At 73.1% G+C, this 17949-nt stretch carries 15 protein-coding genes and 1 pseudogene; 9 read left to right on the top strand and 7 right to left on the bottom strand.

Annotated elements, in window-relative coordinates:
- Positions 1-111: 111 nt before the first annotated feature.
- Positions 112-513: a DUF4307 domain-containing protein gene (locus tag IE311_RS18275; protein ID WP_189832779.1), complete on the bottom strand. Its 402-nt coding sequence runs from the start codon at positions 511-513 to the stop codon at positions 112-114.
- A gap of 98 nt (positions 514-611) precedes the next feature.
- Here IE311_RS18275 and mca point away from each other — a divergent pair, with 98 nt between their 5' ends.
- Entirely contained in the window at positions 612-1493 is an 882-nt protein-coding gene (gene mca, locus IE311_RS18270; protein ID WP_189832778.1) for a mycothiol conjugate amidase Mca, read from the top strand.
- The gene (locus IE311_RS18265) at positions 1486-1731 is read left to right on the top strand and encodes a hypothetical protein (protein ID WP_189832777.1); all 246 of its coding nucleotides are present in this window, start codon (positions 1486-1488) and stop codon (positions 1729-1731) included. The genes mca and IE311_RS18265 overlap by 8 nt, the downstream gene beginning before the upstream one ends.
- A 100-nt stretch (positions 1732-1831) precedes the next feature.
- On the opposite strand, the gene IE311_RS37090 is transcribed toward IE311_RS18265, so the two are convergent.
- Complete coding sequence (locus IE311_RS37090) at positions 1832-5272, bottom strand: tetratricopeptide repeat protein (RefSeq protein ID WP_189832776.1); 3441 nt, start codon at positions 5270-5272, stop codon at positions 1832-1834.
- 325 nt (positions 5273-5597) lie between these two features.
- Here IE311_RS37090 and IE311_RS18255 point away from each other — a divergent pair, with 325 nt between their 5' ends.
- The 3 genes from IE311_RS18255 (at position 5598) to IE311_RS18245 (ending at position 9878) form a co-directional block, all read left to right on the top strand.
- Positions 5598-6230, top strand: a complete 633-nt coding sequence (locus IE311_RS18255) for an ABC transporter ATP-binding protein (protein WP_189832775.1) — start codon at positions 5598-5600, stop codon at positions 6228-6230.
- On the top strand, positions 6227-7774 hold the full coding sequence (locus IE311_RS18250) for a hypothetical protein (RefSeq protein WP_189832774.1): 1548 nt from the start codon (positions 6227-6229) through the stop codon (positions 7772-7774). Before IE311_RS18255 ends, IE311_RS18250 begins: the two co-directional genes overlap by 4 nt.
- A gap of 82 nt (positions 7775-7856) precedes the next feature.
- Entirely contained in the window at positions 7857-9878 is a 2022-nt protein-coding gene (locus tag IE311_RS18245; protein WP_189832773.1) for a thioredoxin domain-containing protein, read from the top strand.
- Between the two features lie 76 nt (positions 9879-9954).
- Here the strand turns inward: IE311_RS18245 and IE311_RS18240 are convergent, their stop codons facing one another.
- Both IE311_RS18240 and IE311_RS18235 read right to left on the bottom strand, forming a co-directional pair.
- A complete protein-coding gene (locus tag IE311_RS18240) occupies positions 9955-10362 on the bottom strand; it encodes a rodlin (RefSeq protein WP_056551757.1) in 408 nt (135 codons plus the stop codon).
- 94 nt (positions 10363-10456) lie between these two features.
- A complete protein-coding gene (locus tag IE311_RS18235; protein WP_189832772.1) occupies positions 10457-11497 on the bottom strand; it encodes an LCP family protein in 1041 nt (346 codons plus the stop codon).
- A 118-nt stretch (positions 11498-11615) separates the two neighbouring features.
- Between IE311_RS18235 and IE311_RS18230 the strand changes: the two genes are divergently transcribed.
- A complete protein-coding gene (locus tag IE311_RS18230) occupies positions 11616-11822 on the top strand; it encodes a hypothetical protein (RefSeq protein WP_189832771.1) in 207 nt (68 codons plus the stop codon).
- Between the two features lie 65 nt (positions 11823-11887).
- Here IE311_RS18230 and IE311_RS18225 read toward each other — a convergent pair whose 3' ends face one another.
- Positions 11888-12298: a rodlin gene (locus IE311_RS18225; RefSeq protein ID WP_189832770.1), complete on the bottom strand. Its 411-nt coding sequence runs from the start codon at positions 12296-12298 to the stop codon at positions 11888-11890.
- Between the two features lie 218 nt (positions 12299-12516).
- On the opposite strand from IE311_RS18225, the gene IE311_RS18220 reads away from it, so the two are divergent.
- Both IE311_RS18220 and IE311_RS18215 read left to right on the top strand, forming a co-directional pair.
- The gene (locus IE311_RS18220) at positions 12517-12930 is read left to right on the top strand and encodes a rodlin (RefSeq protein WP_268257193.1); all 414 of its coding nucleotides are present in this window, start codon (positions 12517-12519) and stop codon (positions 12928-12930) included.
- A 171-nt stretch (positions 12931-13101) separates the two neighbouring features.
- Positions 13102-13335: a chaplin gene (locus tag IE311_RS18215; protein WP_189832769.1), complete on the top strand. Its 234-nt coding sequence runs from the start codon at positions 13102-13104 to the stop codon at positions 13333-13335.
- A gap of 81 nt (positions 13336-13416) precedes the next feature.
- Here IE311_RS18215 and IE311_RS18210 read toward each other — a convergent pair whose 3' ends face one another.
- Together IE311_RS18210 and IE311_RS18205 are read right to left on the bottom strand one after the other, a co-directional pair.
- Positions 13417-14673, bottom strand: coding sequence for an FAD-dependent oxidoreductase (locus IE311_RS18210; protein WP_189832932.1), 1257 nt, complete (start codon positions 14671-14673; stop codon positions 13417-13419).
- Between the two features lie 26 nt (positions 14674-14699).
- A complete protein-coding gene (locus IE311_RS18205; protein WP_189832768.1) occupies positions 14700-16025 on the bottom strand; it encodes a carboxylate--amine ligase in 1326 nt (441 codons plus the stop codon).
- A gap of 161 nt (positions 16026-16186) precedes the next feature.
- Here IE311_RS18205 and IE311_RS18200 point away from each other — a divergent pair.
- Positions 16187-17359: pseudogene (locus IE311_RS18200) on the top strand (glycosyl hydrolase); the annotation flags it as partial.
- Positions 17360-17949 lie beyond the last annotated feature (590 nt).

The following is a 17949-nucleotide window of genomic DNA, read 5'->3' as shown; positions in this document are numbered from 1 at the left end:
CGAGCCTAACAATGAGTGGCGAAAAGCGGGAGGACATAACCGATCGGGATGGCGTCACCCCAGGTCACCGCAGTGACTCGCCGGGACTCGTCACCCCGTCCCTACCCACCGCTACCGCGCCGTACACCCCATGAGCTCGGCACTGGTCGCGTGGGCGGTCGTGCGGAGCGTGAAGACGCGGTCGATCCTCGTACCGGGGTCGTCGATCCGCACATCCTTGCGGGCCACCTCGACGCCGTCCTCGGAGCGGGAGCGCAGGGTGCAGACGCCCTGGACGCCCTCGTCCTTGCGGATCTCCAGGTGGACCTGGACCTCGGTGGCACTCACCACGTCGAACTTGATCATCTCGGCGCTGATCTTGTTGTCGACGACGTAGTGCCAGCCGAACCAGCCCAGCAGACCGAGGAAGAGGACACCGAGCACCGCGCCCGTGATCCTGAGCTTGCGGTCGGCCGCCTCGTCCGCGGAGCGTCCGTAGCGCCCCTCGGGCAGCTGCTCTCGCACCGCGCTCATGACCGATCCTCTCGAAGCCGGGGGTGGCGGAATTTTCACTCCCCCGATTCCGTCACTATAGAGACCACCCTCCGCGTCGAATCACTGAGGATCGAGTCTTGACTGAGCAGCTGCGACTGATGGCCGTTCACGCCCACCCCGACGACGAGTCGAGCAAGGGTGCGGCCACGATGGCCAAGTACGTGTCCGAGGGGGTGGACGTCATGGTGGTGACGTGCACGGGCGGCGAGCGCGGCTCGGTACTCAACCCCCAGCTTCAGGGCGACCCCTACATCGAGGCGAACATCCACGAGGTGCGCCGCAAGGAGATGGACGAGGCCCGCGAGATCCTGGGCGTCTCCCAGGAATGGCTGGGCTTCGTCGACTCGGGCCTGCCCGAGGGCGACCCGCTGCCCCCGCTTCCCGAGGGCTGCTTCGCCCTGGAGGACGTGGACACCGCGGCCGGTGCGCTGGTCCGCAAGATCCGCTCCTTCCGTCCGCAGGTCGTGACGACCTACGACGAGAACGGCGGATACCCGCACCCCGACCACATCATGACCCACAAGATCACGATGGTGGCCTTCGACGGCGCGACCGACACCGAGAAGTTCCCCGAGGCCGAGTTCGGCCCGTCCTGGCGGCCCCTGAAGCTCTACTACAACCAGGGCTTCAACCGTCCCCGCACGACCGCGCTGCACGAGGCGCTGCTCGCCCGCGGGATGGAGTCGCCGTACGGCGAGTGGCTGGAGCGCTGGAAGGAGTTCCAGCGCAAGGAGCGGACGCTGACCACCTTCGTCCCCTGCGCCGAGTTCTTCGAGGTCCGCGACAAGGCCCTGATCGCCCACCGCACCCAGATCGACCCCGACGGCGGCTGGTTCCGGGTCCCGATGGAGATCCAGAAGGAGGTCTGGCCGACGGAGGAGTACGAGCTCAGCAAGGCGCTGGTGCCGACCTCCCTCCCCGAGGAAGATCTCTTCGCGGGCATCCGCGACAATGCCTGACATGAGCGCACACCTGGCACTGACCCAGCTTGTCCCCTTCGCCGCCGAAGAGCTGGACAAGAACAAGGTGACCCCCGGCGTCCTCGGCTTCGTCGTCTTCGCGGTCCTGGCCCTCGCGGTCTGGCAGCTGATGAAGTCGATGAACCGCCACATGGGCAAGGTCTCCTTCGAGGAGGCCCCGGACCCGGACGCGGCCCCGGACACCCCGGCCGCGAAGGCCGGCACCCCGGGCAAGTAGCGACGACGCCCCCGGCCCGTACCTCGGCGGTACGGGCCGGGGGCGTTCCCGCGCGGCCCCGCGGCCGGGCGGTACGGGCCCGGGCCGTTCCCGCACGCGGCTACTCCACCGGCACCCCCAGCACCTCCCGGGCGTGCCGGTTCGGCACCATGCCCAGGTCCCAGGCCTGCCAGGCGGTCGACGGGTGGACGCCCCGGTCCAGCAGCACCGCGTACGCCTCCGCGCAGTCGTCGAGGCGCGGGTCACGGGCCGGATGCCGGTCCGCGACCAGCGCGGCGAGCTCCTCGCGGGCCGTCGCCGTGCCCGGCTCCGGGGCCCCCGGCACCGCGTGCGGCAGCAGGGTGCAGCGCAGGAAACGGGCCCAGTCGGCGCCCCGCCGGTCGCCGTACCCGCCGAACAGGGCCCGCGCCTCGTCGCACAGCCCGAGCGCCTGCGGCACCCGGGCGTTGCCCGCGTCGATGATCGCCAGCTCCAGGCAGGTCCATGCCTCGCCGTGGGCCACCCCGATCCGGTGGAAGTCCGCCCGCGCGTCCACCAGCAGCTGCCGGGCGAAGCCCGAGTTGCGCAGCCCGCCGGTACGGGCGGCCAGCTGGTCGCGGGTGACCCGGCCCGAGTGGTGCCGGGCGCCGGCCAGCCCCTGCACGTCCCGCATCCGCGAGAACATCGTCCGGGCCCTGCCCAGCTCCCGTACCGCCTCGTCCCGGTCGCCGCGCTCCTCCAGCGCGTGCCCCAGGTGGTACAGCGTCCACGCCTCCCCGCGCGCGTCGCCCCGCTCGCGATGCCGGGCGAGCGCACCGCGCAGCCCCTCGACGGCCGGCTCCGCGTCCCCGGCGGCCAGCCGCGCGCGGGCCAGCTGGGTCAGCGCCCAGGCCTCGCCGCGCCCGTCGTGGATCCGCCCGTACCCGTCGAGGGCGGCCCGCAGATCCGCCTCGGCGCCCGCCACATCGCCGCGCAGCAGCAGCACCTGGCCCCGGTGGAAATGCGCCCAGGCCTCCCCGTGCGGGGACTCGTGCTCCCGGTGCAGGGCGAGGGACCGGTCGAGCAGCGCCGCCGCCTCCGCCAGGTTCGCCCGGTCCCGCTCCACGGCCGCGAGCGCGTGCAGCGTCCACCCCCGGTCGGCGGCCAGCGCCTCCGGTTCCTGGAGGGCGAGCGCCTCCCGCAGCCGGGCCGCCGCCTCCGCCGGCCGGCCCTGGTGGTGCAGGGTGATGCCGAGGGAGCAGAGCGCGAGCGCCGCGCCCGCGTCCTGGTGGGCCTCCTGGTAGAGGGAGACGACGGAGGTCAGCGTCGTCCGCGCCTTGTCGAGCTCGCCGATCTGCCGGGCCGCGATACCGGTCCGCCACTGGACCGAGCGGGACAGCCGGCCCTGCCCGACGGACTCGGCGAGTTCGTTGATCTCGCCGAGCCGGTACAGGTCGCCGCGCAGCAGGCAGTAGTCGCAGAGCGCGCCGAGCAGGTCGAGCACCGTCTGCTGGTCGACGCCGGCCACGTGCCGCAGGGCGGCGGTGATGAAGCTGGACTCCTCGTCGAGCCAGCTCAGGGCTGCTTCCAGGGAGCCGAAGCCGTGCCCGTCGAAGCGGTCGGCGCGGGTCGACATCTTGCCGTCGACCATCCGGATCACGGCGTCCGCGAGCTCCGCGTAGTTCCGGATCAGCCGCTCCTGCGCCGCCGTGATCTCCGCCGCGTCCTCCTCGTCGAGGAGCCGGGCGGCGGCGAAGCCGCGGACGGCGTCGTGCAGCCGGTACCGTTCCCCGCGCACATGGTCGAGCAGCCCCGCGCCGGCCAGCCGCCGCAGCAGCACGGCGCTGTAGGGGCCGTCCCCGCCGAACTCGTCCTCGCCGAACTCGTCCCCGCCGGGCCCGTCCTCTCCGAGCGGCGCGTTCCGGCCGAGCAGCGCGGTGGCGGCCGCGGCGCCGAGCGAGGCCCGGCCGGCGAGCGAGAGCCGCCGGAACAGCCGCCGGGAGTCCTCGTCGAGATCGGTGAAGTACCGCAGGGACAGAGCCCGTTCGACGGGACCGGAGCCCCGGTCGGGGCGGGCGAGCCGCTGCGCCAATTGCCCCATGGAGTGCGAGCCCAGCAGGGAACCCGTCGCCCGAAGGGCCAGCGGAAGCCCCCCGCACAGCTCCCGGATCCGGTCGAAGGCCTCCGCGTCGTACGGGTCGGGGCCGGACACCCCCGAGGCCGGCCCCGAAGCCGCCCGCAGCAGCTCCTCCGCCCCGGCCGCGTCGAGCGCCGCCACCGGGAGCGCGTGCACATCGGCCGGCAGGTCCGCCCCCAGATCCAGCGGCTCCCGGCAGGTCACCAGGACCAGACTGTCGGAGCGCTCCGGCAGCAGGGCCCGCACCTGGGCCGGATCCACGGCGTCGTCCAGGATCACCGTCACCGGCACCCCGGTCAGCTGCCGCTGGTACAACTCCATCAGCCGGCGCACCTGCTGATCCGCCGTGGAGCCCTCCCGGAACAACAGCCGCTCACGAGGGGCGCCCAGCCGGTTGAGCAGATGGAGCAGCGCCTCCCGGGTCGCGAGCGGCCGTTCGCCGTCCGTCCCCGGCCCGGCCGTGACGTCTCCCCGCAGGTCCACCACGCACGCGCCGCGGAACTGGTCGCGCAGCGCGTGCGCGGCCCGCACCGCGAGCGCCGTCCGCCCGGACCCCGGCCCGCCGTGCAGCAGGACCACCGTCGGCCGGGTCGCCGCCGACGCCCGGCCCGTCTGCACCCACCGGGTGATCCTGGCCAGTTCCTCCCGTCGTCCCGCGAAGTTCCCGCCGGGGTGCGGAAGCTGGCCGAAGGACCGCTCCAGTACGGCCCGGCGCCGTGCCTCCGCACTGCGATCGGCGCCCCGCAGCCGCTCGGGCCGCAGGGCGGGCGCGCCGCCGAGGGTTCCGAGCGGCCCGCCGGTCCGCGCCCCCGCCCGGTCCACGCCCGGGAGCCGCGCGGGTTCCTCCCGCCCGACGCGCGCGCGTTCCTCGCCGCCGCTCCCCCCGATGACCGTCCGCTCCCGCGCCAGAAAGGGCCGCACCCCCCGTGTCTCCAGGGCGGCCAGCCACCGCAGCCGCGCCTCCTCCACCCGGGCGGCCGGACCGTCCCCACCGGGCGCGACCGCTCCCGTCCCACCGGACTCGACGGCCCCCGCCCCACCGGCCCCGGCGACCGTTCCCCGGCCCGACGTGGCCCTGAGCACGGTCACCGCCGCACCCGCCACGGCGACCACCGCGCCCGCGCCGAGCGCCGTCCCCGTCGTCGTACCGAGCGCGAGGTCCGCGCCGACCGCGGCGACGGCCGCGACCCCGGCGACGAGCGCGGGACCGCCGGTCGTCGCCCCGCCGCGGAGGCCCGCCGCGGGGCGGGTCCCGGCCTCCGCCTCCTCCACCGCCCGCAGGTACACCGCGTACTCCCCGGCAGCGCCGGCCGCCACGGAATCCAGCGAGGCCAGGCCCCGTGCGAGCAGTTCCTCCGCCCCCGCCCGGCCCCCGGAGCCGGGTGCCTCCTCCGCCGCGACCCGCTCCAACAGCCGCTCCACCTCGGCCCGGTGGCTTTCCCGCATGTGCGTCCCCCTCCGCGCGTGCCCGACGTTCCCTGTCTCCGGGACCGTGTCGGGCCCAGTGTCCTGCCCGGCGCGTGCCGGCGCGAGAGAGCGGAGAAAGGAGGACACGGCTGCGGCGGATGGGCATCGGCCGCGGCGGGACGGAAGCGGAGGGTGAGGAGGCCGTGGAGCCAACGGCCTTCAGGGGCGCCTCGGTTACGCTGGCGAGGACCCGGCCGAAGGGCTCGGGTCGGGACTCCGGGGGGTGGCGGGCGTCGACGGGTTGTACGGGGGAAGGGACCTCGGGAGTGGTCGCACGGGATTCACCGGCCACTCCGGAGCGGCGGTGAGCGGCCTGCCCGCGATCGCCGCGGAGGGCGCCGAAGTCGTCCTGGACGGGACCACGCTGCTGGCGCCGACGACGTTCTCGGTGATGCCGGGCGAGTTCCGCTGCCTCACCGGAAGCAACGGATCTGGGAAGACCACCCTGCTCCGCGCCTTCCTGGGGAGCCGGAGGCCGACCGGCGGCGCCGTCCTCGTGCGGGGCGAGCCCGCCGACATGACCAGGCCCCGGCACCGGCGCCTGCTGGCCTCGCTCGTCGAACCGGTGCCCGTCGCCCGGGACATGACGCTGCGCGAGCAGGTGACCCTGGTCGCCGCCTCCTGGTACGGCAACACCACCACGGCCGCCGGGCGCGCCGAGGAGATCGTGGGCCGGCTCGGCCTCACCGCACTGGCCGAACGCTTCCCCTCACAGCTCTCCTCCGGTCAGCTGCAGCTCTTCAACCTCGCCCTGACCCTGGTCCGCCCCGCCGACGTCGTCCTGCTCGACGAGCCCGAACGGCATCTCGACACCGAGCGCGTCGACCTCGTCGTCACCCTGCTCACCGAGCGCGCCCGGCAGGGGACCGCGTTCCTCGTCGCCACCCACGAGGCCGTCGTGGTGAAGGCCTGCGACGGCGTCGTGGAGCTGGGATGACGACGGACAGCGCCACCGCGGTCGAGGCCGACCCCGGGGCCCGCGTCCGGGCCGTGCGCCATCTGCACGCCCACCGCGGCGACCGCGCCACGGTGCGGGACCGGGCGTACACCGTCTACCTCACCGTCGTCCTCGCCGCCGTCTACGTGGTGCCGGTCGTCCTCCTGGTGAACGGCACGAAGGCGCTCGTCCCCCTGGAGTCCGCCGAGGCGGTGACCCCGGTGGCGTGCCTGGCCGCGGCGGTGGCGGTCTGGGGCGCCCAGCTCACCGGCCGGTTCTGGGGACCGCTGGTGCTCAAGCCGTTCCTGCTGCACGTGTTCATGGGTACCGACCTGTCCCCGACGCACTACCTCGGCACGATCGCCCGCCGCCGGCTGACGTACGCGGGACTCGGCACGCTCGTCGCGGTGTGCACGGCGGCGTTCCTCCTGACCGACCTGTTCGACGACCCCCGAAGCGCGCTCCTCCCGCAGGGCGTGGCCGTCGCGGCGGGCATCGGCGCCGTCGCCCCCGTGGCATGGCTGTGGGGCCAGGCCCGTACGGTCCGCGAGAACGTCCTGCTCGCCCTCGCGGCGGCCGCCGCGGCGCTCGTCCTCGCCCTGCTCGGCCGGTCCGCCCACCTCGGCGGGAACGGCCCCTGGCTCGTCGCCGCCGTCCTGGCGGTCGCTGCGGCGGCGCTCGGGCGGTCCGCCTTCCGGTCCGTCCGCACGATCGATCTCGCCCGGCTCGCCCGCGCATCGGCGCGCGCCGCCGAGGCCCAGACCTTCGCCCGGACCGGCACGCTCCATCACGCCCTCGACCTGTACCGCCCGCAGCCGCGCGGACTCGCCTCCGCCCTGACGCGTCCGGACGGGCGGCTGCGCGGCCACCTCGCCCAGGGCGCGGTCCGCGCGCTCCGCACCCGGGGGCGCGCGCTCGCGGCCGCCGTGTCCCTGGCGGCCGGCGGCGCCGTTCTGACGCTCGGCGTCGCGGAACCGGACAGCGGCCGGGCGACGCTGTACCGGCTGGCCGGCGCGGTCGCCGTGTACGCGGGGTCCGGATGGGTCGGTGAGGCCTGGCGCGGCCTGCGCGACGAGTTGACCCTGGCCCCGCTGTACGGCGGGCGCTGGGGCGGACTGCCCGCCCGCACCCTGGCCTGGCCGGTCACCGCGGTGACCGTGGCGGTGGGCTCGGCGGGCGGTGTCACGGCCGCGGCCCGGTGGCCGCTCGACGGCGGTCCGGCCGCCGCGGCGCTGCTCGTCACGGCATCGGTGGCGCTCGTGCTCGGCGCCAGGTTCCTGCGCGAGATGAAGACGGACCTGCCCGTCGAACTGCTGCTTCCCGTCGTCACGCCCCTGGGCGACCTCTCCGCCCTCCGGGTCTTCGTCTGGCAGTTCGACGGACTCGTCGTCGTCCTGGCCGGCGTCCTCGTGATGAACGGGATGCCGTCCGCGGCCGTCGCGGCCCTGACCGCGACGGCTGCGACCGTCTGGTGTGTCCGGGCGGGCCTGCGCCGTACGGGACGGCCCCTCCGGTCCCTGCTCACCGGCCCCGGCCGGGCCTGAGGACGGGCCACGGGGCGTGCTCCCGGCCCGACCGGGGCAGGGGTCCCGCGGGAGTCCGCGGCGGCAGGGCAGGATGGGCACCATGCCGAACCGACTGGCCCATGAGACCTCCCCGTACCTCCTTCAGCACGCCGACAACCCGGTCGACTGGTGGCCGTGGTCGGCCGAGGCCTTCGAGGAGGCCCGGCGCAGAAACGTCCCCGTGCTGCTCAGCGTCGGGTATTCCAGCTGTCACTGGTGCCACGTCATGGCCCACGAGTCCTTCGAGGACGACGCCGTCGCGGCCCTGGTCAACGAGCACTTCGTCGCCGTCAAGGTCGACCGCGAGGAGCGCCCCGACATCGACGCCGTCTACATGGAGGCGGTCCAGGCCGCCACCGGACAGGGCGGCTGGCCCATGACGGTCTTCCTCACCCCGGACGCCGCCCCCTTCTACTTCGGTACGTACTTCCCGCCCGAGCCCCGGCACGGGATGCCCTCCTTCCCGGAGGTACTGGTGGGCGTCAAGGACGCCTGGGCCGACCGGCGCGACGAGGTGGGCGAGGTCGCCGACCGCATCGTGAAGGACCTCGCGGGCCGCTCCCTCGCCTACGGCGGCGACGGGGTCCCCGGCGAGGAGGAACTCGCGCAGGCCCTTCTCGGCCTCACCCGCGAGTACGACGCGACCCACGGCGGCTTCGGCGGCGCCCCCAAGTTCCCGCCGTCGATGGCCCTGGAGTTCCTGCTCCGCCACCACGCCCGTACGGGCGCCGAGGGCGCCCTGCAGATGGCCGCCGACACCTGCGAGGCGATGGCCCGCGGCGGTATCTACGACCAGCTCGGCGGCGGCTTCGCCCGCTACGCCGTCGACCGCGCCTGGGTCGTGCCCCACTTCGAGAAGATGCTGTACGACAACGCCCTGCTCTGCCGGGTGTACGCGCACCTGTGGAAGGCCACCGGCAGCGACCTCGCCCGCCGTGTCGCCCTGGAGACCGCCGACTTCCTGGTCCGCGAACTGCGCACCCCCGAGGGAGGCTTCGCCTCCGCGCTCGACGCGGACAGCGACGACGGCACCGGCAAGCACGTCGAGGGCGCCTACTACGCGTGGACCCCGGCACAGCTCGCCGAGGTCCTCGGGGCGGAGGACGCCGCCCTCGCCGCCGCCCACTACGGCGTCACCGAGGCCGGCACCTTCGAGCACGGCAGCTCCGTCCTCCAGCTCCCGCGGGACGCGGGCGTCGCGGACGCCGGGCGGATCGCCCCGATCGCGGCCCGGCTCCTCGCCGCCCGCGAGGAGCGCGAGCGCCCGGGCCGCGACGACAAGGTCGTCGCGGCCTGGAACGGCCTCGCGATCGCCGCCCTCGCCGAGACCGGAGCCCTCTTCGACCGCCCCGACCTCGTCGAGCGCGCGACCGAGGCCGCCGACCTGCTCGTCCGGGTCCACATGGACGAGACCGCCCGCCTCACCCGTACGTCCAAGGACGGCCGGGCCGGCGCCAACGCCGGGGTCCTGGAGGACTACGCCGACGTCGCCGAAGGCTTCCTCGCCCTCGCCGCCGTCACCGGCGAGGGCACCTGGCTGGAGTTCGCCGGCTTCCTCCTGGACCTCGTCCTCGACCGCTTCACCGCCGAGGGCGGGGCCCTGTACGACACGGCCCACGACGCCGAGACCCTCATCCGCCGTCCGCAGGACCCCACGGACAACGCGGCCCCGTCCGGCTGGACCGCCGCCGCCGGCGCCCTGCTCTCGTACGCCGCGCAGACCGGATCCGAGGCCCACCGCGCCGCCGCCGAGGGCGCCCTCGGTGTCGTCAAGGCCCTCGGCCCGCGCGCGCCCCGCTTCATCGGCTGGGGCCTGGCCGTCTCCGAGGCCCTCCTCGACGGGCCCCGGGAGATCGCCGTGGTGGGCGCCCCCGGCGACGAGACCTTCCGGGAGCTGCGCCGTACCGCGCTCCTGGCGACCGCCCCCGGCGCGGTGCTCGCCTTCGGCGCTCCCGACAGCGAGGAGTTCCCGCTGCTGAGGGACCGCCCGCTGGTGGCCGGTGGTTCCGCCGCGTACGTGTGCCGTCACTTCACCTGTGACGCGCCGGTCACCGACCCGGACGCCCTCCGCCGGAAGCTCTGAGGCCGCCGGAAAGGGGACGGCCCCGCGACCCCTCCGAGGAGGGGCGGCGGGGCCGCGCCGTGCCGAGCGTCGTCGCTCAGCTGTTGCCGGCGCCGTTGCCGGACAGCACGGGGATGTCGCTGAGGATGTGCGACAGCGGCTCGTCACCCTTGGCCTGGGTGGAGTTCTCGGTGCACTGCTGGTTCTGCGGGGAGGACAGGACGTTGACGTCCTGGACCGCGATCGGGATGAGACCGATGAGCGAACCGGCGTTGACCTTGGCCGGCAGGCCGACGCACGGCTTGTTCAGGGAGCCCTGGACGAGCGCGAACTGCGGGCTCATGTCGCCGTGGGTGGCCGAGTTGCCGAACTCCTGGTGGGCACCGTTGCCGCTGAGCGAGGTGGTGCCACCGTCGTCGGCGATCGCGAGAGCCTGCCCGGCACCCGCCGCCGTCGCGCCGAGGACCGACGCGGCCACAGCAGCCGTAGCCAACAGCTTCTTCATTGTTCAGGCCTTTCGGATTGTGGCTCGCTGAGTGCCGAGCCGCACTGATCAACTGGTCGGCGGTACGGAGGTTCCGCGAAGTCCACCGGACGGACTACGGGCAGATGAGCGAAGCCCCGGAGGCGGGCCGGTAGGTGGCGGCGGAAACCTCGCTGGGCGCGATCTCGTCGGCGGCGGGCAGCGGAAGGTCCTCGCGGAGCCGCCCGAAGACCTTCGCCGCCCCCTCCTCGTCGAGGCCGACCGTGGACCCGATGCCCGCGACGGTCGGGTTGAAGCCGCGCACGGGCACGGTCGCGTACGACGTACGGTCCGGTCGCAGGTCGCGCAGCCGCGCGGCGAGGGTGAGCAGCTCGGTCGTGGAGATCCCCCGTTCGGCCGCGCGCTTCCCGCGCAGGGTCGCCGCGAGGCCCCTCAGCTTTCCGGGATCGTCCAGGATGTCCTCGCGGAGCCGTTCGAGGGTGTTCACCACGAACTTCTGCTGCTTCCGGATGCGACCGAAGTCCATCTGCCCGTCGGCCTTCCGCGACCGGACGTACTGGAGCGCCTCGCCGCCGCCGACCGCCTTGGTCCCGGGCCGCAGGTCGATACCGGTGGCCGGGTCGACGAGGGCCTTCTCCGTACAGATGGGGACCCCGCCGTCGACGCGGTCCACGGTGTCCATGAAGCGGCGGAAGTCGATCTCCAGGTAGCGGTGGACGGGCAGTCCCGTCATCGACTCGACGATCTCCACCGCGTAGGCGGAACCACCCTCCGTCCAGGCGCCGTTGACCTTCGCCGGGTGCCCGGCGTGCAGCTTCCCGGTGCGCCGGTCGCGGTGCTTGTACGGGAAGCTGGTGAGCGTGTCGCGGGGCAGGCCCACGACATCGACCCGGTCGTTCTCCGCCGACACGTGGACGAGCATCATCACGTCGGTGCAGTCGCACTCCTTCCCGCCGAGCCGGAAGCGCTCCTTCTCCTCCGCGGTGACCCCCTTGCGGGTGTCGATGCCGACCACCAGCAGGTTCAGGCCCCGTCCGGGGGAGGGGAGACCGTCCGGGGCGGCGGCGAGGGCGCCGGGGGCGAGGGCGGCGAGGGCGGCGAGCGCCGCCGGGACGAGCAGCCGACGTCGGGGCCGCCGTGCACGCGGGAATTTCATGCCCGCACGGTAATTCGATCACCCTCGCACATAGATCCGCGACGCGACATGAACAGGTCGAATCACTCTCCTGCGGTGCCTGTGGAATGATGCGGGAATCGCAGCGGAGGGAGCGAAGATGGCGCCGGATCCCGGTAAATGGGAACGGATGGCCTTCATTCCGAAGAGCCGATATGTGAGTGACCCGGCCCCGGTCGACCGCACACCATTCCCGGTCTATTCCGCACTGGTCGCCCAGTGGGTGCAGGCGGGGCGGACCGTGCCGGGGATGCCGGACCGTGAATGGGAACGTCTGATGGCGACCCCGGTCTGGCCGACCTGGTGAAACGAGAGGGGCCGCCCCGGAGGGCGGCCCCTGACGTGTGAACGTCGTCGCGCGAAGGCGGAACGTCAGTTGTTGCCGACGCCGTTGCCCGACAGGACCGGGATGTCGTCCAGGATGTGCGAGAGCGCCTCGTCACCCTTGGCCTGGGTGGAGTTCTCGGTGCACTGCTGGTTCTGCGGGGAGGACAGGACGTTGATGTCCTGAACGGCGATCGGGATCGCACCGATCAGCGAACCGGCGTTGACCTTGGCCGGCAGGCCGATGCACGGCTTGTTCAGGGAGCCCTGGACGAGCGCGAACTGCGGGCTCATGTTGCCGTACGTGGCGGAGTTGCCGTACTCCTGGTGCGCGCCGTTGCCGCTGAGCGACGTGGTGCCGCCGTCGTTTCCGATGGCGAGCGCGGGGGAGGCCACGGCGGCGGTGGCGCCGACGATGGAGACGGCCGCGGCCGCGGTGGCCATAACCTTCTTGATCACGGGAGTTCCCTTCTAGAACCTGCTCCGTGCAGGGAGCGCCCTGATCAACTGGCCCCGGACCCAGGGGTTCCGCTGTGTCACCCCCTTGGCGGAGCGCACTCGGCAGCGCGAAACGAGGTCCCAGTCGAACGGGTGAAGCGCCGGAACCAAAGCCCCCGCGGGCAGTTGATCCGGTCGCATCAATCAGGTCGATTGGTGGGAACAGGAACGGAATCACCGTGATCAAGAAGATTATGGCGGCTGCGGCTGTTACGGCCTCTGTTGTCGGCGCTTCTGCTGCGGCGGCCTCCCCGGCGCTCGCCATCGCCGACGACGGCGGCACGACCTCGCTCAGCGGCAACGGCGCGTCCCAGTCGTTCGGCAACTCCAAGACCGTCGGTGACGCGAGCCCCCAGTTCTCGGCCGTCCAGGGCTCGCTGAACAAGCTCTGCCTGGGTGCCCCGGTCAAGGGCAACGTCGGCTCGCTCGTCGGCATCCTCGTCCCGGTCGCGGTCCAGGACATCAACGTCCTGTCCTCCCCGCAGAACCAGCAGTGCGCGGAGAACTCCACCCAGGCCAAGGGTGACGAGCCGCTGTCGCACGTCCTGGAGGACATCCCGGTCCTCTCCGGGAACGGCGCCTACAACGGCTGATCCGCATCGCGCGCGACAGGGCCGGAAGGAACGAAACTGTTCCTTCCGGCCCTGTTCTGTGCGCGCGATGGAGTGAAAGAGCGAATGTCGTCGACGCTTCGGTTTCCTTTGTGCGGCATGTTCGTTGTGGTTCCTGAAATGTCTTCCGTCACAGAAAGGATCCAGACGAAAATGAACTGCAAGAAGGTCGCGGCCGTTGTCGCCGGAATCGTCATGGCCATGGGTGCGGCGTCTCCCGCCTTCGCGGACGCGGACGCCTACGGTGCCGCGATCGGCTCGCCGGGTGTCCTCTCCGGCAACGTCGTCCAGATCCCGGTCCACGTGCCGATCAACGTCTGCGGCAACAGCGTGAACGTCATCGGCCTGCTCAACCCGGCCGCGTTCAACACCTGCGTCAACGCCTGAGTCGACGCCTGAGTCCCCAGCGACACACGGGCAAAGGGCCGGCCCCCGGGAAGCATCCGCTCCCCGGGGGCCGGCCCTCCGTCACGCCGCGGCCGGTGCCTTCCCGCCCGCACGGGGCCGCCCCACCGCCCCGCCCCGGGCACCCGCCCGCAGCCGCTGCCGCACCCCGCGCACCAGCCGCCCCGCCGTGTACTCGGCGCCGAGGACGAACCGCATCGACGGACCGTACGACGGAGCGGTGAGCAGCCCCGCGAGGAACAGCCCCGGCCACGAGGACTCGAAGAGACCGCCGACCTCCGGAGCGCCGCCCCCGCCGACCGTGCGCAGAGAGGCGCGCAGCACGGGCGAGAGCACGGTCGCCCGGTCCACGCCCGGGGTGAAGCCGGTGGCAGCCACCACGTGGTCCGTCTCCAGGACCGTCGACCCCTCCGGCCCGGCCACGTCGAGCCGGAGCCGCTCGTCCGGGGTCACGGTCGCCGAGGTGATCCGCTGCCCCAGACGTACCTCCCCGACCGCCGCGAAGCGCTCGCGGAGCCACCAGGCACCCGCCGGGCCCAGCGCCGAGTCGAAGATCCGCGCGCGGGTGGCGGCCGGCAGACGCCGGAAGACCCCGGGGGCGTCCGCGTACAGCTTGTTCCGCCAGCCGCAGCCGAGCCCCGTGTGCGGGGCGCGCACCGCGGGCCACGGACCGCGGTCCAGGGCCGGGGGCGGCGTGTTCCAGTGCAGCCGGTCCGCGCGGGCGAGGATCCGTACGGTCGCGGCCCCCTGCTCGACGAGGAGCGCGGCCGTCTCCAGGGCGGCCTGACCGGCCCCGACGACGGTGACGTCCCGCCCGGCGAAGCGGTCGAGCCCGCCGTGGTGGCTGGAGTGGGTGACGAACCGCCGGGGCAGCTCCCGCAGCGGCCCCGGGACCTCCATGAAGGGCAGGACGCCCACGGCCAGCGCCACCGTTCGGGCCCGCAGGGCCTCGCCGTCCTCGGTGAGCAGCTCGAAGCCGTCGGCGGCGGGCGCCACCGTGCCGATCAGCCGCTCGTCGAGCGCGGGCACGGCCTGCCGGGCGAACCAGTCGCCGTACGAGGCGAAGAAGTCGACCGGCAGCGGCACCCCGTGCGCGGCGCGCACGCCCCGCACGGCGGCGTAGGCGTCGAGCCCGTACGCGCCCTCCGGGTCGGAGAGATGGGAGGCCCAGGGTTCCGACTTCAGGAACATTCCGGAGGGCATGGCGTGCCAGGACTCCATCGAGCGGCCGAAGGTCCGCAGGCGCAGCCCGTGGGCCGCCGCGTGCGCGGCCACGGACAGGCCGTACGGTCCGGCCCCCACGACCACCAGGTCGTACATCGACTTCGACATCGTGGCTTCCACCTTCATCGTGGGGTGAGCTGGTCGGAGGAACTGCGGGCCGCCGGCGTCGTCGGGGGCACCTGCGGGCGCGCCCGCAGGGACGCGAGGCGTCTCCGGAGCGAGGTCAGGGCCTTGCGCAGCAGGTGACCGAGCCAGGCGCACCCCATCGCGAGCGCGGGGGCCGGGTCGTCGGCCGCCCACCAGGCGTACTCGGTCCGGTGCGGCGCCGTCCGCGGCTCGGCCGCGTACCGGCGGCGCGGGGAGGAGAGGAGCGAGAGCGCCGCGTAGTTCTCGACGACGAACCTGCGGCCGTACGCGGGGGAGTGCGGCGGCACGGGCCTCCCGGTCAGGTCCAGATGGAGCGCCCGCACCACGTCCAGGCCTTCCGGATCGGCGAAGAGCCGGAACTGCGCGCCGGGCCGTGGGTTGAAGTCGAGCAGGTGGTACGCGCCGGTCGACCGGTCGAGCCGGAAGTCCAGGTCGCACACGCCCCGGTAGCCCAGCGCGGCGAACAGCTCGCGGGCCGCACGGTCCACGGCCGGGTTCACCGTCCAGCGGCCCGCGGCGGTCAGACCGGCCCCGTCGGGCCACGACCGCTCCTTGCGGCCGGTCGCCCCCGTCGTGCAGCCGCCCCGCGTGTCCACGTACCCGTGGAAGAACCAGTCCAGGTCCCGGCCCGCCGGAAGCAGTCTCTGGAGCAGCAGCCGGCTGCCGGCCTCCGGGGTGCGGGCGTACAGCTCCCGCACCTCGGCGAGCGACCGCACGATCGAGGTGCTGCGCAGCCCGCCCCCTGCCGGGAGCAGCCAGGGACGGCTCCACTTGGCGACCACCGGCAGCCCCAGCGACCAGGCCATGGCGGCGGCCTCGTCGGCACCGGTGGGGAGTTCGGTACGGGGATGGGGCAGGCCGAGGTCCCCGCAGGTCTCGGCGAGCTCCGCCTTGTCCGCGACCCGCAGCAACTGTTCCTCGGTCTGCTCGGGGAGCAGGAAGCGCGGGGAGAGCTCGGCGCGGTGACGGGCCAGGGCGAGCGCGCTGACATCGTCCAGGGGGAGCACGAGAAGGGGAGCCGACGGGCCGCCGGAGGTCTCCGGCGACGCCGTCTCGTCCGCGATCCGGTGGAGGAGCGCCGCCAGCTCGGTGGAGGAGGTCGTCCCCGGGCTCGCGCGGGCCGATCGGAGATAGCGGGAGCGGGCGACCGGGCTGGTGCTCGATTCGACGACGGCATGGACGGGAATTCCCGCCCGGCCCAGTGAGCGCGCCGCTCCGAGAGTGCCGTGGTGGAAGGGATTCCGGTCGAGCCGTACAAGGACGGTGGGAACGCTGGTGTCGAAACTCTGACGGCGCAGCACGGCATGCCCCTTCATCTCGGGTGCCCCAACCGGGCGATGAAATCCTCTAATGGACTACTGATCAGAGGGAAGTCGAGTTCACGGTCGGCTCATTAGGAATACTTTCGGAGTATCAGATTGACGAACCATCAAAAAAAGGCGCACGACGCGAAGGAGCGGCCATGGCGACTACCCACCGGAGAACATCGAGAGTGTGGCTGGGGGTGTTCACCGCCGGTCTCCTCGCCTCGGGCTCAGTCGTGCTGTCGTCCCCCGCGCACGCCACCGAATCCGTGACGACGAAAGACCCCGGACCGACTCTCTCCAGCGCCATGGGGGCCTTCCTCGACTCGGGTGCGCTCGGGGTCGCCCGTATCGAGCAACTGCAGCAGTGGCTCGGCGGACGCGAACTCCGCGTCGGCCACACCTACCTCCCCGGCGACCTGTGGAAGAACATCGAGGGCCCGCCCGGCTTCCTCGACGCCTGGGCGGACTGGCGCAACGAGAAGGCCGACCGGCTGTTCGTCCTCAACGTGCCCATGCTGGAACGCAACGAGGCCGGCGTCTCCGACGCGGAGGTCCGCCGCCAGCTCCGGCTCGGCGCGGCCGGGTACTACGACCACCACTTCAAGGCCCTCGCCGAACGGCTCGTCAGGCTCCGAGCCACCGACACCGTCGTCGTCCTCGGCTGGGAGATGAACGGGACGACGTACACCCACCGCTGCGCGCCCGACCCGACCTCGTGGAAGAAGTACTGGAACCGGATCGTCACCGCGATGCGTTCCGTTCCCGGCCAGGAGTTCCGCTTCGACTTCAACCCGAGCCGCGGCCGCGACGCCGTCCCGTGGACCGAGTGCTATCCGGGTGACGACGTCGTCGACATCATCGGGATGGATTCGTACGACCAGCCGCCGGGTTCACGATTCGACCAGCACGTGAGCGAGCCGTACGGGCTCCAGAAGCAGGTCGATTTCGCGGCCGAGCACGGAAAGCAGATCTCCTATCCCGAATGGGGTCTGTTCCGGAACGGGGACAACCCCGAATACATGCGGCGCATGCTCGAATGGATGAAGCAGCACAAGCCGCTATACCACACGATCACCGACTACTGTCCGCACGGCGTCTGGCAGTGCGACGACAATCCGCGGTCGTCGCTGATGTTCCGCCAGATGATGTACGGCACGGAGCCGGAGGTCCCGACGCAGCCGACGGATCCCACGGACCCGACGGACCCGACGGACCCGACGTGGCCTACGGACCCGGTCGATCCGGTGGACCCGACGGACCCGACGGACCCGGTCGACCCGACGGACCCGGTGGACCCGACGGACCCGGTGGACCCGACGGTTCCGGAGCCGAAGCCGGAACCCAAGCCGGAACCCAAGCCTGAGCCCAAGCCGGAACCGAAGCCGGAACCCAAGCCTGAGCCCAAGCCTGAGCCGAAGCCTGAGCCCAAGCCTGAGCCGAAGCCTGAGCCCAAGCCGGAACCGAAGCCGGAACCCAAGCCCGAGCCCAAGCCGGAACCCAAGCCTGAGCCGAAGCCCGAGCCCAAGCCGGAACCCAAGCCCGAGCCCAAGCCCGAGCCGAAGCCCGAGCCCAAGCCGGAACCCAAGCCCGAGCCCAAGCCGGAACCCAAGCCTGAGCCCAAGCCGGAACCCAAGCCGGAACCGAAGCCCGAGCCCGAGCCGACGCCTCAGCCCGCCTGCTGGACCGTGAACCTCGGTTCATGGGTCGAGAGTTGGATCGGTGGGCCCGTCTGTGTCCCGAAGGACTCCTGGAAGGACGAGGTCGACCTCGACTGGAAGGACGCGCTGAAGGGCGTCTGGCCCTTCTGACCCTCCCGGCGGCGGCGGAGATCATCCGCCGCCGCCGGGCCGCGCGCGGCCGGGGCGCCGGCCGCGCGCCCGCCCCCCCCCCGGGCGGTCCCCCCCCAGCCGGGCCGCCC

It is taken from the genome of Streptomyces zaomyceticus (genome assembly GCF_014656215.1).
Classification (GTDB): domain Bacteria; phylum Actinomycetota; class Actinomycetes; order Streptomycetales; family Streptomycetaceae; genus Streptomyces; species Streptomyces zaomyceticus.
The sequence above is the reverse complement of the archived record's forward strand: the minus strand, read 5'-3'. Positions and strand labels throughout refer to the sequence as shown.

What these genes read in the sequence shown, in the direction of transcription:
- IE311_RS18275 (WP_189832779.1), bottom strand. Translation starts at nt 513, where the DNA reads ATGAGCGCGGTGCGAGAGCAGCTGCCCGAGGGGCGCTACGGACGCTCC.
- IE311_RS18265 (WP_189832777.1), top strand. Translation starts at nt 1,486, where the DNA reads ATGCCTGACATGAGCGCACACCTGGCACTGACCCAGCTTGTCCCCTTC.
- IE311_RS18250 (WP_189832774.1), top strand. Translation starts at nt 6,227, where the DNA reads ATGACGACGGACAGCGCCACCGCGGTCGAGGCCGACCCCGGGGCCCGC.
- IE311_RS18245 (WP_189832773.1), top strand. Translation starts at nt 7,857, where the DNA reads ATGCCGAACCGACTGGCCCATGAGACCTCCCCGTACCTCCTTCAGCAC.
- IE311_RS18240 (WP_056551757.1), bottom strand. Translation starts at nt 10,362, where the DNA reads ATGAAGAAGCTGTTGGCTACGGCTGCTGTGGCCGCGTCGGTCCTCGGC.
- IE311_RS18235 (WP_189832772.1), bottom strand. Translation starts at nt 11,497, where the DNA reads ATGAAATTCCCGCGTGCACGGCGGCCCCGACGTCGGCTGCTCGTCCCG.
- IE311_RS37090 (WP_189832776.1), bottom strand. Translation starts at nt 5,272, where the DNA reads ATGCGGGAAAGCCACCGGGCCGAGGTGGAGCGGCTGTTGGAGCGGGTC.
- IE311_RS18215 (WP_189832769.1), top strand. Translation starts at nt 13,102, where the DNA reads ATGAACTGCAAGAAGGTCGCGGCCGTTGTCGCCGGAATCGTCATGGCC.
- IE311_RS18210 (WP_189832932.1), bottom strand. Translation starts at nt 14,673, where the DNA reads ATGTACGACCTGGTGGTCGTGGGGGCCGGACCGTACGGCCTGTCCGTG.
- IE311_RS18230 (WP_189832771.1), top strand. Translation starts at nt 11,616, where the DNA reads ATGGCGCCGGATCCCGGTAAATGGGAACGGATGGCCTTCATTCCGAAG.